At 42.0% G+C, this 14,080-nt stretch carries 10 protein-coding genes; 2 read left to right on the top strand and 8 right to left on the bottom strand.

Going from position 1 to position 14,080, the window contains the following annotated elements:
• The first annotated feature begins 89 nt into the window (after positions 1 to 89).
• The gene (locus OQ289_RS02020) at positions 90 to 1,100 is read left to right on the top strand and encodes a LacI family DNA-binding transcriptional regulator (RefSeq protein ID WP_270089209.1); all 1,011 of its coding nucleotides are present in this window, start codon (positions 90 to 92) and stop codon (positions 1,098 to 1,100) included.
• 160 nt (positions 1,101 to 1,260) lie between these two features.
• On the opposite strand, the gene OQ289_RS02015 is transcribed toward OQ289_RS02020, so the two are convergent.
• The 3 genes from OQ289_RS02015 to OQ289_RS02005 all read right to left on the bottom strand — a co-directional run bounded on the left by OQ289_RS02015 (position 1,261) and on the right by OQ289_RS02005 (position 6,647).
• On the bottom strand, positions 1,261 to 3,651 hold the full coding sequence (locus OQ289_RS02015; protein ID WP_270089208.1) for a GumC family protein: 2,391 nt from the start codon (positions 3,649 to 3,651) through the stop codon (positions 1,261 to 1,263).
• A gap of 18 nt (positions 3,652 to 3,669) precedes the next feature.
• Positions 3,670 to 4,449 carry a polysaccharide biosynthesis/export family protein gene (locus tag OQ289_RS02010; RefSeq protein ID WP_270089207.1) on the bottom strand — a complete coding sequence of 260 codons (780 nt, stop codon included), beginning with the start codon at positions 4,447 to 4,449 and terminating at the stop codon, positions 3,670 to 3,672.
• Positions 4,450 to 4,706: 257 nt separating this feature from the next.
• Entirely contained in the window at positions 4,707 to 6,647 is a 1,941-nt protein-coding gene (locus OQ289_RS02005) for a polysaccharide biosynthesis protein (protein WP_270089206.1), read from the bottom strand.
• Positions 6,648 to 7,058: 411 nt separating this feature from the next.
• Between OQ289_RS02005 and OQ289_RS02000 the strand changes: the two genes are divergently transcribed.
• Entirely contained in the window at positions 7,059 to 7,850 is a 792-nt protein-coding gene (locus tag OQ289_RS02000; RefSeq protein ID WP_270089205.1) for a tyrosine-protein phosphatase, read from the top strand.
• 87 nt (positions 7,851 to 7,937) lie between these two features.
• Here the strand turns inward: OQ289_RS02000 and OQ289_RS01995 are convergent, their stop codons facing one another.
• The 5 genes from OQ289_RS01995 to OQ289_RS01975 form a co-directional block, all read right to left on the bottom strand.
• A complete protein-coding gene (locus OQ289_RS01995) occupies positions 7,938 to 10,706 on the bottom strand; it encodes a COG1470 family protein (protein WP_270089204.1) in 2,769 nt (922 codons plus the stop codon).
• Positions 10,707 to 10,751: 45 nt separating this feature from the next.
• Entirely contained in the window at positions 10,752 to 11,813 is a 1,062-nt protein-coding gene (locus OQ289_RS01990; RefSeq protein ID WP_270089203.1) for a hypothetical protein, read from the bottom strand.
• 56 nt (positions 11,814 to 11,869) lie between these two features.
• Positions 11,870 to 12,664 (bottom strand): fimbrial biogenesis chaperone, encoded by a 795-nt coding sequence (locus OQ289_RS01985; RefSeq protein WP_270089202.1) that lies wholly within the window; start codon positions 12,662 to 12,664, stop codon positions 11,870 to 11,872.
• Between the two features lie 288 nt (positions 12,665 to 12,952).
• Complete coding sequence (locus tag OQ289_RS01980; protein ID WP_270089201.1) at positions 12,953 to 13,471, bottom strand: hypothetical protein; 519 nt, start codon at positions 13,469 to 13,471, stop codon at positions 12,953 to 12,955.
• A gap of 203 nt (positions 13,472 to 13,674) precedes the next feature.
• Positions 13,675 to 14,067 carry a hypothetical protein gene (locus OQ289_RS01975; protein WP_270089200.1) on the bottom strand — a complete coding sequence of 131 codons (393 nt, stop codon included), beginning with the start codon at positions 14,065 to 14,067 and terminating at the stop codon, positions 13,675 to 13,677.
• Positions 14,068 to 14,080: the final 13 nt, after the last annotated feature.

The following is a 14,080-nucleotide window of genomic DNA, read 5'->3' as shown; positions in this document are numbered from 1 at the left end:
TAACAGGCGAAACCGGTTTCGTTGAAATTAAGAGAGCATGTCTATGAAAAGTATACTTTTAAGTATCAACAACCTAATATGAATATGCTATGAAAAAGTTGAGAATAAAAGATATTGCTATAGCGCTAAATCTATCAAAATCAACGGTTTCCAAAGCTCTATCTGATAGTTACGAAATAAGTGAGGAAACGATTAAGCGGGTAAAAGATTACGCAAATAAAAATGGTTACACATACAACTATACAGCACAAAATCTGACCAAAGGGAAGAGTAATTTGATCGGTGTGGTCGTTTCCAATATAAGCAACACTTTCTTTGCCGAGATTCTAGAAGGTATATTGGAGACTTTACGATTTTCGTCCTATAGCATGGTCGTACTCGAGAGCTTTGACAATGTCGAGAAAGAATTAGAATGCATTGATATCTTGCATAGGCGTGGGGTAGACGGTATCATTATTTCGCCGATTAATCATCCCGCTATCATTGGTAACCTCGAGCATATCAAAAATATAGGATGTCGTATAATTGTCCTAGATCGCATTCATAATAGTCTAGATACGTTTAAAATCGGAGTCGACAATTTCAAGACCGGTTTTGAGGGGACGACGCTACTTTTAAACCAAGGCTGCCAGAAAATCCTCCTTATTACAGATGTCACGCTAGGTGCTACCGAAGTCAGGTTGGCAGGTTACAAAAAAGCACTTTTAGCCAAAGGAATTGATTTTGATTCCAACTATCTCCTTCAATGTGATCAGCAAGATTCCCAACTCATCGAAAAAATCATTTTGTCAAGATTGACATTTCTCGTCGAGAAAAATCTGATGCCAGACGGAATATTTACAGCGACCAACATGATGTCCAATATGATTGTGGGGATCCTTCAAAAACCCGAATTCACCGACTTTCGCGATATGCATCTGATGGGGTACACGAATAATCCATATGTAGGCTCGTTTGGAATGCCGATGTCGGTCATCCGACAACCCACCCGGAAGATGGGGCAATTGGGATCAGCACATCTCCTGGAGCTTTTAAAGCGAAAACATTCGCCCTATGAAGAGTATGAAACGATTATCTTAGATTGTGAGATAGTTCGATAGCAATCCTTCCTACAGGCTACGTTATGATATTCATGTATCTTCTGGAGACCTACTATCTGATGAAATTAAGGCTTATAGAAAAGTGATGAGGTTGGCGCTACCAATAAAAAAAGCAGATGTAATACACCTGCTTTCCCTTAATAAATGTATTTACGTGATATTATATCCGGTTTTTGTCCTTTCCAAAGATTAGATTTTTAAGACGTTTACGCAACGAGACCTCTCCCGTATCTCCATAACCGTAGCCGTAGCCATAGCCATAGCCATAGCCCCTTGCAAAGTCCACATCATTTATCACCACCGCCATATTCTTCAGCTTCTCTTGTTCATATAGTTCTTTCGGTACGTTCAACAAACGTTTGTCTAGATAATTAGCTCTAGCAACGTACACCGTCAGGTCGGCGCTATCTGATATCAACAAAGTATCCGTCACCAGACTGACGGGTGCAGTATCCACCAGCACATAGTCATAGTGTGACCGGCTCCATTTGATGACATCTTCAAAATGGCCGTTCATCAACAACTCAGCAGGATTCGGCGCCACATAGCCAGAATATATGACGTCAAAATCATACGACCCCGGCTTCTTGATTACGATGTTCTCTATCGGCATATCCGGATTCACCAAGAACTGGGTAATGCCGATATTCGTGTGTTGCAAGTGAGAAAGACCTAGATAGTCCAATACCTTCGGGCTTCGGATATCCGCCCCAATCAAGAGCACACTTTTACCAGACATGGCCAATATTCGGGACAAATTGGTCGTCACAAAAGACTTTCCTTCTCCGGAGGTAGTCGACGTCACGAAGATGACGGACGATTTGTCCTTCCGATTACCCAGCATAAACGAAATATTCGTTCTCAGGATACGGAATGCCTCCGCCAAAGAGCTTCTATCATTATCCTTGATAATAGGGTCATCGGATTGCGGAATCTCACCCAATATTGGCACGTTGAATTTCTCTTCGATATCTTTTCTCGAATGCAACTTATTATCTAGTAAAAATTTGATGTACAGGGCACCAAAGGGAATCAAAAAGCCCAATATCAGTGCGCCCAATAGAATAATGCTCTTTTTTGGAGAAACTGGAATATCCGAGCCATAGGCACTGTCTATTATTTTAAGATTTGCAGGTGTAGCCGAGGCCTTTATTTCGTTTTCTTCCCTTTTCTGTAATAAGAACAAGTACAATGTTTCGACGATCTGTTGCTGCCTAGAGATGTCCTTAAAGCCTCGTTCTTGGTTAGGCAACTGCCCTAATCTTCCTTGCAGCGTATTTCTCTGCCCTTCTAGAGAGGATACATTGGACTGCAACACCTGTCTATAGTTCTGTAAGGATGTCTGCAAAGACCTATTGATTTCCTGAATATTTTTGGTCAGGTTTTGTACCACTGGATTATCTGGCGTCGCAGACTTCAAGAGATCGTCTCGTTCGAGTACCAATTCATTATAGCTCTTCACGGCATTCTGTATGGAGATATCTTGTAATCCGATGTTCGAAGGTAACAATTGACTATTCTCGCCCTGCGTGGCATCTTTCATCATATCCGCAAGCTGCAATTGCGTTTTATATTCCAAGAGCTTCTTTTCATTTTCAGACGCATTCTGCATGTACAACTGCGCTTCAGTCCCCATGTCCACCAGGTTGTTGTTGTCCTTATAGTCCGCGACCTTCTTGTCTGCCGATGCTAGATCTTGCGCAATGAGATCTAATCTGGAACTGATAAACGTAGAAGTAGCCTTCGTGATACGGCTTCTATCATCTGTGACATCTTGGTTATATCGATCGATAAGACTATTCAAGATGAGTTCGGCCTTCGGCCTATTGGCATGATTCAGAGAAAAGTTGACAATGTATGACTGTTTTTCTTTATTGGGGGTGACCTGTACACCGAGCAACAAATCGTCAACAGCTTTTGCCACGGGCAGTGCTGTAATAAGCAGCTCGCCTTCCAGCTTCTTCCCCCCCTGTGGGACGAGCATTATAGGTCCTACCGGTGATTCGATACGCTTACCTAGCCCGATATTTTTTACGGTCCGTTCATCATCGACTAAGTTGTAGCTATTACCACTTGCTTTAATGGTAAAGATATAGACCGTCGAGTCTTGCTTGGGATTATTGGATTCCAAAAACACCAATTTAAGGGGTGATTCCCCTTCCAATAGTTCCGACGACTTTACATTCCCCTTGCTGTAATATTGGATATTCAGTCGATTATCCTCCACTACCTTACGCATGATCCGACGTGATTTGATGACGTCTATTTGATCGGATACAAATGCCGGAGTAGTCCCGCCGCCGGTCAACGACGTCGCCAATTCGCCCAATCCAGCGAGCTCGCCACTAGCCTGTTTTTCGTCTTGGAGCAATACTTTAGCAGAGATGCTATACACCCGCTCAGCATACCTCAAGTATAAAAATGCACCGATCAGACAAACGATGACCGACAGGACAAACCACTTCCAATAAAAGACATACTGTTCAAAGAGCTGTTTCAGGTTTATTTCCTGATCTTGGCTATCAGGTTGTATATTGGGTGTATTATTCATAGAATGCGAAAGAAAAATTTAACGGACAAGAACCGAGATAATCGTGATAATGATACCGGCTACTGAGATAAAAACAGTACTGTTCTGCGTATATTTAGAGGATTGTACCCGTGCGCCATTTGGCTGTACATAGATAACATCATTTTGTGCCAGATAGTAGACCGGTGAGTTTAAGGCATCCCGCTTCGTGAGGTCTACTCGATATTCACTTTTCTGTCCGTTCTGCTCCCGTACGACCATCACATTCTGCCGCACACCGTTTATGGTCAAGTCGCCCGCCATTCCCAATGCTTCCAAGATTGTTATGCGATCATTTTCGACGGTAAATGTGCCCGGACGCGCCACTTCTCCCAATACCGTCACCCTAAAGTTACGGATATTGATATTTACCCCCGGATCCACAATATACTGTCCCACTCGCGTTCGCAAATCATTGATGGCCTGGGTACGGGTGAGTCCCGCTAGCTTGACCCTGCCTAATTTCGGAAAGTCTATAAACCCATCATTATCGATGGTATAAGTGGGGAGAAAGGGATTGGTATTAGTCAAAGACCCTACTTGATAACTATTCACGGCATTAAAGGGTTGGGTGGCTCGGATATCATCCGCAGTAATCGATATCGTCAAGATATCTCCCGCTTGTAATTTTGGCGCATTCAGCTCATAGGAGGTATTCAACGCGGTAGAGTCCGGTTGAAAATATATCAAATCTTTCCGGTTGGCACACGATGAAAAAAAATACATCCAAGATAGCGCGATACACAGTAAGACAATCCCTTTGGGTAGTTTTTTGCTCATAAATTTGTTATTCATTTTTACTTTAATCCTCCTTCATTGAAGATTTTTCTTTCATTACAAGAATCGGTCCAAGTCCAATCAGCAACTAGGCCTATCCGCAAAAATACATTTTTTAGCCTATCAGCGGTAGTAAAAGTTAAAGATAATAACTTAAACCCACTTTTATTCTACTTCTTTCCCTTCTCCAGGAGGGCTCCCCCAACCTACAGCACATCCGCGGTTCTATAATTAAATATCCTACGAAAGGCTACAAGCCTCTATTCTGTTGTTGAAAATGACTGTTGATTGTCTAAGATTTCGTAGACCGAATTTTTGGAGACAAATTCGGGCACCACTTTTTTCAGCATCCGCACCAATTCGATGGGATTGACCTCCTGCCGATCCATCCGCATGATTGAGGTGCAGAGTTTATCCAATATCATCCTTCTGGTGGGTATATCTTCCCGATTGACATTCGCGATCATAATCTTAGGATGATGGGTTTTGATTGTATTTTCATTGTTAGCGAGCAATTCCTCATAAATTTTTTCTCCTGGGCGTAGGCCCGTAATCTGGATATCCATGTCTTCTGGATATCGATATCCTTTCAATCGGATCATCCGCTTTGCCAACTCCATGATTTTGACTGACTTGCCCATATCGAAGACAAATATTTCTCCACCTTTGCCCATGACACCGGCCTCTTGTACCAGTTGACAAGCTTCCGGTATGGTCATAAAATATCGAGTAATATCCGGATGTGTCAGCGTCAATGGCCCTCCAGCCTCCATTTGTCGTTCAAACAACGGTATTACCGATCCATTGGAGCCCAGCACATTCCCAAATCGGGTGATGATAAAATTTGTATCCGAAATGTCATTACAGCTGTTGACATAGATTTCGGCTGCTCGTTTCGTCGCCCCCATTACATTTGTAGGATTTACCGCTTTATCTGTTGACACCATGACAAATTTTGTAGCCTTATACTTCATGGCAAGATCTGCCACCGTCTGGGTACCGACCACATTAGTCAAGATGGCCTCATAGGGATTATGCTCCATCAGGGGTACATGCTTATATGCTGCTGCATGAAAAACCAGTTTGGGTTTAAACTGATCGAATATGCTTTCCATAAATTTTTTATCACGTACGTTGCCCACTACAAAATGTACTTTACTTATATCAGCAGCCTTCAATGTCTGCTGCAAGTCATACAATGCGGATTCGGCTTGGTCCAACAAGATCAATGATTCATAACGCTGACTAGCAATCTGACGGGCCAATTCCGACCCTATAGATCCTGCTGCCCCCGTCACCAAGATTACTTTTCCTTTCATTTCACGCTGCACTGCTGGATTATCCAATTTGATGGTTTCTCGCCCCAGTAAATCCTCGATTTTCAGTGCCCGAATCTGTCGCTGCCCACCGGCATTCAATAATGTACTAGCTGGCGGCATAATCTTGATCTCCAACCCCAGGTTTTCAAATACTTCAGAAACGTGCTGCAATCGTTCCGGATCATTGTTCTCTACTGCAATAATGACCTGCTCAATATGATGTTCATCGACAAACTCTTGATCGATAGCCTCCAAACAATATATTTTGAGTCCCCCGATCCGTTTACCGATGCGCGAGGACTTATCTTCGACATAGGATACTACCGAGTATTTGACCCGAACATCGTCCCGAAGTAGAGACAAGGCCATAAGCCCTGGCCGCGAAGCCCCGAAGATCAATACCGCTACCTGCTTACGCTTACGGAAGAAGAACGCCTCATACAACGTCCTGTAAAATATCCGGGCCGCTACCAAGGATACCATGGTAAAGAAAGCATGCATAAATAGAAGTGCATAGGACATCCGCAGATAATCACCCGCTACTGTACCCTTTTCAAAAAGCGCACGTGTCGCTGCCGTAATCACCATCAATATCACCATGGCCGTCCATACGACTTTGAATACTCGAACAGCGTCGCGTATCCCCGTCTGCCTCACGATACCTTTATAGGTACCATACCATATGAAACAGAGAAAATACACCGTCAAAATCAAAGGGGCCTTTTTGAACATCATTTCCAGCTCGAAGCTTCCCCTAAAACTGTTAATAGCAAAATGAGAAAATAGATAACATCCACATACGATACAAACATCAATCAACAACACCACCCATCGTGGATTATCTCGTCTCAATCTTCTTTTTAAACCAGCAAAATTCAACATTTCGATTCTCTTCTATAGCTTAGTATGATAATCGCATCCGTACAAGTATTATTCCAAAAATGAAACGTCATCCTAAAATAATTCTGGAAAACTATTTGCTATAGAAAAACTATTCGTCCGACGTCTTGTTTTACATACAGATATTGTATTGTATAATTCGGCAAGAGACAGCATACTTTTTGACTATTAAACAGCATTTTTGAACAGGTTTTACCAAAGAAACGGAAACAATAAGGATTGTATTAATTTTTTTACCTTATAATGAAACATAAATTATATGTCACCACTAAGTATCAAGTATTTGATTTATATTTGTAGTGTCCAATATTTATAAATAACAAATAATATTGTAGCATATGTTAACAAATAGCCGTTACGTAATATAACTGTACAACATTTTTAAAAACGAGTATGAATCTACTGTCCAAGCTATTCCGTAAAAAAAAGACACTCCACCATCATGATGCCTTAGCATTTTTAGGCATTGACATGCACAACCATCTTCTCCCAGCAATTGATGATGGCAGCAAATCTATTGAGCAATCTATCCAACTTATCGAAGGCCTACAAGAGCTTGGGCTGCATAAATTTATCTGTACGCCCCATATTATGGATGGCGTATATCCCAATACCAAGCAAACGATTGAAGACGCTTACAAAAAATTGAAGGCAACGCTCACGTCACGCGAGTCAAAGGTACAGCTGCACTATGCTGCAGAGCACATGATTGATCAAGGCTTGGATGTATTAGTCGCTGACAATAAGCTTTGTACTATGCCCAACGATTATGTGTTAATAGAAATGTCCTATTTAGCCGAATCCAAATCTCTATTTAGGACAATTATGGATATCCAGTCCATGGGATACAAACCTATTTTGGCACATCCTGAACGCTATAACTATTATCAGCAAAACTTTAAGATATTCAAGCAGATTAAGGATGCGGGTTGTGCTCTCCAACTCAACATACTATCCGTCTCCAGGTACTATGGAAGCAATGTGAAGACGACCGCTTTGACCTTAATCAAATCTGGTTTATATGATTTTGTCGGTACCGACATACATCATGAGAAGCATCTTGCGGCCATCAAAGAGGTTGCGGCTAGATATCCACTTCAAGATTTATTAAAAACCTGCACGATTCGTAATCACGAGTTATTGACCAATAGCAATCCAAGCAAAGAATTCATCGCGGTCGGTTAACCAACAATCGTATCCATGTAAAAATGGAGGTTCTCGAAATTGTATAATCTCCATTTCTCTATACACAGGAGTCCAGTCCTAGCCTCTTTAGTCAAATCGCTTGATATTCATCTTCTTACTCTTCACTTCCAAATTGAACGCAGGCAGGGTAGTTATTTTACCAGATGCTACTGTAAACTCCAATTTAGGATTGCTGCAGATTACATCCTCAGGTAGCGAGCTTACATGAAGTGTGATGGTGTATACACCTGTGGGTAGAAAATAGGAAAAATTACCAAAGTTATCCGTGACTACATTACGCTTGAAATCTTCTTTTTGGATAATTGCCGTGATTCCCGCATATTTCAACTGTATGTCCTTAGCAATGCTCCCGTTGTAACTATAGGCTACTTTTCCAGTCACACTTCCAGATTGTTGCATCGGTATCATCCGCATATTCTTACGTTGATTCACCACCGTCTTTTGCGCATCAAAAAACCATTCCTTTAACGTGCCCCCATCCAAATTATACTCCCCATAGGGCATGGCCGAAAAGATTACTTGTCCATTATTGTCACTGATAAATACAATATCGTTAACGCTCGCCAACACCCCTGAGGCAAATTTCTCTCCTTCATCCTTTCTACCATTTCCATTGTCGTCATAAAAATACTGAAGTATCAACTTCCCTTTTTTATCAGGAGAGATTGCCTTATTCTTAAAATTGATTCGTACACCCAACTCTGCTTGCTTGATTACCCGCCCACTATAGCCCATGAAACTATACTGATATACAGAAGTATTCGCATATATTTCCAGTTTTTTAAACGCTTTGTAATTTACATTGGCATATCCCGATGGGGCAGTATTGAATCCAAAGTCCTTATAATAATTAATTCCGAGATTAGTGGATAGTCGTTCATCAAAAAAGCTTTTATAATAATTGGCGTTGATTTGTACCCTTCTAAAATTTATATGCTGAAGTTGCGCATTACTATACTCAGAGAGGTAGTAAGCCCCATACTGATACGACCCTTGGACTGATAGGCTTTTAAATCGATAAGAGGCGGCTGCTTTTCCTTGAAACTTCGGCTTTTCAGCATTTGGATAATAGACCAATCCATTTTCCAGCAACAGACTCGCCGAATGATGTCTATTAGCTGACCAGATGGTAAACTCCTCCAGTGCGCGTAGCGATTTCAACGTTGCATCAAGAGGTATTGATGGATTTTCAACATTGTACAGCATATTGGTCTTCTCCAATTGGCCGATTACACCAACCGTAGTCGATATAGCCCCCATATTGGGCAATTGGCCAGCAACCTGTCCTTGCATTTGTGTATTGACCATGTCCAATTCCAGCACATGCGACTTAGGCTTGTAATGATTGATATAAAAGTTGGTCCACCAACTACGCTGTGCATTTATTTTTCGATACAGCTGCTGATTTACAGCTATCATACCCCTCCTATTTCCTGGAAAATAGGGGCTACTATAAAAATAATTACCGTTCCATTTCCATTTCTCCCAATCCCCTTGACCACTTACCTCTAGTGCAACTGACGGTTGCAACGCGTTTCGATTGTCATAGCGACTTGCTCCTCCCCACAATTTGGCGTCATATCGAATATGACGTCCCATAAATGCCTTATAGGATGTACCTGCTATATGATGCTTTGCTGCTTCAAAAGGATCGTCTTTAAAGATATATTGTAAAGCAGCCCCCCGTTGACTATTGTTGGCTCCTATACGCCCCTCCGCAAAAACAGTATATCCATTTTTAAAAAGAGGTGTAGCGCTGAAAAGATTGAATTCATTATCCACCACCCCCACGCTCCATGTATGATTACCGCTATCATCTGTCCATTTACCTTTCACACCTCTCCCGTAGGTACTTACTTCGTACATTTCTGTGATACTACCCGCCTCCACTTGCATATTCCGGTAGTTATATTGGATTGCAGTACCCGAGCTATAGAGCTCGGACTGTAGATTCGATTTGTATACATTGCCTCTGACCGCCATACTTCCTGCAGGCAGGTTAAAGGCATGTGCACCTATCAATTGGTAGGCATAATTATGCTCGCCCAACATCCGCATACTTAAACTCAGGGAGTTCTGTTGACCAAAGTTATAATAGCGATCATTGACAAACAGGTCGGTATAGGAACGCGCACTTTTCACCAGCTCGACAGATACCCGGGTGTTGGACAAAAGTTGTTTGTCTCCTTCTGCCAGTGCCGCTACCTGTACTTGAAACTGTGTCTGATCCAACAACTGTTTATTGAGCATAAAGGCAAATGTATAGCTTGTATCTTGTCGAGCTTTTACCTTCCCCTTCAATTCAAAGATATGCTGCCCCCCCATATAAGCAGGAAGCGTAAAGACTAGACTAAATTGGCGCTCGGTATTTCCACCATTCGTCACGACTATAGGTATCTTCACCGAATCCATGGGGTTGGTCACTTGTATAACGGGTGCCACCGTCCATACCCGTAAGTTCATCACCTCCGTGATTTTGACCGAGGTCTCGGTTTGAGCTGTCACCCTATCCGTTTTTGCATCGATAAGTTGATACAGTATGGGGTGCTCACCCGCACTCGCCATTTTTGTTGGATACAATTGAATCGGGATAAATTTTGTTTTTCCAGCCAACACCCGGATTGGGATGTTGTCTTCAGAGAGTGTCCGGAAAGTTCCATTTGCATCCACTTTTATATAGCCTTCAAAATCTACTGTACCTGAATTTCGAACCTCAGCGGTAGCCATACGAAGTTTTCCGCCCTGTGCTTCCTTCTCTTTAACCTGTATAGTAACAGACTGGGATTGCGCAACAGCATCCATTAGCATCAGCTGCATGCCCATCAAGAACAACATGATGAACCTTAATCCCAAGTGATGATAGCGAAACAAAGTCAAGACTTATAAAGGTGTAATTTGATATTGTAGGGTTGTCGAATACAATTGTGGAGCAGCTTCCATAAGCCTACGATCACCGTTCACCGTGAAGTAGCGAATATCAAAAAATCGCTGTTGGAGTTGCGTTGAAGCTCCAGTGGCTACGGTTTGTGCATTTGACTGTAAGGTCACCGTCCTTGGGGAAGCCTGCGTATTTGCGGCAGGGATCAATTGCACCCTTGCAATATCTAACGGAAGCGTACCGCCACTGATCGAGGAAAATGCAGGCTGAACAGACCGCACAGTAAGTTGGTAACCAATATTTGACGAGACCGACAAAGCATTTGGATATACTACATCTTGCCCGTTAGCATAGTCAGCAGCATTTCTAAACTCCAGCAGTCCATTTTGCGCAGCCCCCCCTACCTGAAGACTAAATTGATTTTCCAATGGCGGCACCCCGGTAAGTCTAAATACATCCAACTGATACGTATGCGTAAAAGAAGCGATAATCTCGTTATTGGTGCCGTAAGCAGTAAATTGCATGGGGATATCATAGCGCATCTGTGTATAAGGATCTCGATCATTCTGATAATCGGCAAGATAACTTCCTCCCTGTATTAAAAAATCATACTGCAGTCGCAGCTCGTAGTAACCATTATATGTCGAATTGAAAAATAATGGACGTTGCGCATTCGGAACCAAAAATGTCTCCTGTCCAGGCAACAACATCACTAATGGCGGTATTCCGATTTCAGAAGCCGAGGGTATCGCCGCATTAGAAGTACCAGCAGTCTGCCTGATCCGAAACCCAATCTTATCCGAAGGGAATATTTTGGTACGATCTTGAGAATATGCGGGTCCCGCTGGACGTACGGTTATTTTCCAGTTGGGTACATTCAATTGTGTACCGCTATACGCAAATTTAAAGACATAGCCATCGTTATTTACCGCTCCGCTATAGCTATTTACACTAATATAATTGCTGCTGCTATTTTTCTCAAACCGAAGTTGAGCACACACCATAGTACCCATACTCAGATAGAGTACCGCTATCATGACACCCTTCATTATCCTATTGTCCATATACTTGCTCCTTTCCGATTAGCGTATACATCTAGATTATTTGACTAAAACACAGCCTATTCATATACAAAGGATATTTCGGCAGCTTCCACATAGTCATCACCAGCATCCAGCATGACCGTAGCGATATAATTTCCAGCAGTCAAATCCTTTTTTACAGGAATATATAATGTCCTCGTATCCCCTGGCATGGTATAGAATACTTGGTTTTCCAATTTAAGCTCGGCACCATTATCGGTATTCAATAAATTGGAAACAACGTCACCGTTAGACCACACGTCTCCCTCATTCTTAAATCTCAGCTCCAGCAGACCATTTGTCTTGTCAAATTTGGCATGCTCGATATTTAACTGTACGTTTCGAGGTTTGGCAGATCGGACAAACAATTTGATGCCCGATCGTACAGAAACTTTAATCTGCGCACCTGTTGCATCGACATCATCCACGGGATTGATTTGGGAGACAAACAGCATCGCGGTATACACATCTATATCCCCAGTATTCGTGGGGCGCTGCACTGTGATTTCTATATCTTTCTTTTCTCCGGGTTGTAGAGAAAAATATGTTTGCTCGCCCAACCCTATCCAACCTGCGCAGGAAGTTTGCAAACTGTCGGGTGGCAAGATTTCATTTTCTCCTAGCCTATCATACTGCCAGTCATTAAGAGACAAGGCCAAGTCCAACACATTACTCTTGCTCACATTGGTCACTTGTATCTGCTGCTTAACCGCCTCTCCCGGCCCAGCAGTGAAATATACTCTTGGTGGAGTTACTGATAGACCTGTCTGTGCGTGGACAGTGGTAACGATGCTGCAAATAATGCCAAGGATAAGTATGTGATAATGTTTCATAGTAGTAGTGCCTGTACCGATCGTCGAGATGGCGGTCGGTTACGTATATTCAAACTTAGATAACTTTGCTTTTATAACCAATTTTAATTCTACGCGAACAACCAAATTTATTCTTTCTTTCCTTAATTCCTATCGCGATAGGAATACTGGGTCATTTGTCAGTCCTAGAACTACGATTTTGAAATCGATAAATAGCAGCCGTCATTCTTTTAAATACTAAAACCAGGCTTCTGGAAACCTGGTTTTAGCGCTGGAAAATGTTACTTTTTTTGCCCAAGTGCATGGTCCTTATTTCGCAACAATCGAATATTGTACTTGTGTCGTGTAGACAGTAGGATTTTCGGTATTAAAATACTTGTTCACATAAGCATTAGCACCTGCGCCCTTATAGTCTACATCAAATTCAAGATCGGTCCCACCTTTCACACTAGACACCAAGATGTTCCCAGCGTTTGTTAGTTGTACACTATTCACTTTGATATCAGTTGCGTTTTTACTTGCATTACTTGCTGTGATATTGATGGTATTGGCGTCGATAGTTCCATTCTTGCCTTGCAAAGCAGCTTCTTTTGATTTAACACTCACTTCAAACCCGCCTGTACTATATACTTGAAGATGTTTCGTCATTTTCGCATTAACCCCGTCTTTGTAATTATCTTTCGTTATGTAGTTCAAATCAACCGTATTTGCTCCCGTAACTACTAATGTTTGGATGGGGTGCAGCTTCACATTAAGGGTTACTTCTGTTTGTGCTTTTGCTGAAAATGCGAATCCCAAAATGGCCGCTACTGTTAAAATTTTTTTCATTGTAATGATTCTTTTGCGTTAATGTTATGACAAAAGTAGGCGCGGAAACCGAACAAAAAACTATGAAAAATGGAAATTGACATATAGAATTCGGTATATGGATTTATTTGTAGAACTTCCACTACAAGTAAATGTTCAAACACTTAGATTTGGGAGATTGGGATGACAAATAAGAGCTTAAAAAGATTTTGCCCTGCTTAATATTACCGAGTCTCGGCGTGATAAACGACCAGTTTCGCTATCTCTCTTTGATTGTCCGGTCTCTCTTTCATCTCCTTTTGCATATAGCCACGGAGTCGATCGAGATACGGTTCACGATAAGCTGGGGTTTCCTGTCGACTTTTGTCGATTTGCTTAAGCATTAGCGTTTGAAAATCATAGTCGACCACCTTGACTTGGCTAATCTGGGGATTGACTTCTACTCGCGGTTGCGTCTGATCAGGTGTAATGGTGATGGTTTGGATAGGATGGAGTGTAATTCGCAAAGTCACCTGCTGCCCAAGAGCTGGTAGACAAAATAAGCCTACTGCAATTAAAACGACCAACATCTTGTTTATCACCATGACTTCTGTTCCTTTCTCTACTAATTTAACCATTTTCAGTTTAACC

The organism is Sphingobacterium sp. SYP-B4668, assembly GCF_027627455.1.
Taxonomy (GTDB): Bacteria; Bacteroidota; Bacteroidia; order Sphingobacteriales; family Sphingobacteriaceae; genus Sphingobacterium.
This window is presented reverse-complemented; position numbering and strand designations above follow the sequence as displayed.

Excerpts from the sequence above, each read along its gene's own strand:
- OQ289_RS02020 (WP_270089209.1), top strand. The coding sequence starts at position 90 with ATGAAAAAGTTGAGAATAAAAGATATTGCTATAGCGCTAAATCTATCA.
- OQ289_RS02015 (WP_270089208.1), bottom strand. The coding sequence starts at position 3,651 with ATGAATAATACACCCAATATACAACCTGATAGCCAAGATCAGGAAATA.
- OQ289_RS02010 (WP_270089207.1), bottom strand. The coding sequence starts at position 4,449 with ATGAGCAAAAAACTACCCAAAGGGATTGTCTTACTGTGTATCGCGCTA.
- OQ289_RS02005 (WP_270089206.1), bottom strand. The coding sequence starts at position 6,647 with ATGTTGAATTTTGCTGGTTTAAAAAGAAGATTGAGACGAGATAATCCA.
- OQ289_RS02000 (WP_270089205.1), top strand. The coding sequence starts at position 7,059 with ATGAATCTACTGTCCAAGCTATTCCGTAAAAAAAAGACACTCCACCAT.
- OQ289_RS01995 (WP_270089204.1), bottom strand. The coding sequence starts at position 10,706 with ATGTTGTTCTTGATGGGCATGCAGCTGATGCTAATGGATGCTGTTGCG.
- OQ289_RS01990 (WP_270089203.1), bottom strand. The coding sequence starts at position 11,813 with ATGGACAATAGGATAATGAAGGGTGTCATGATAGCGGTACTCTATCTG.
- OQ289_RS01985 (WP_270089202.1), bottom strand. The coding sequence starts at position 12,664 with ATGAAACATTATCACATACTTATCCTTGGCATTATTTGCAGCATCGTT.
- OQ289_RS01980 (WP_270089201.1), bottom strand. The coding sequence starts at position 13,471 with ATGAAAAAAATTTTAACAGTAGCGGCCATTTTGGGATTCGCATTTTCA.
- OQ289_RS01975 (WP_270089200.1), bottom strand. The coding sequence starts at position 14,067 with ATGGTTAAATTAGTAGAGAAAGGAACAGAAGTCATGGTGATAAACAAG.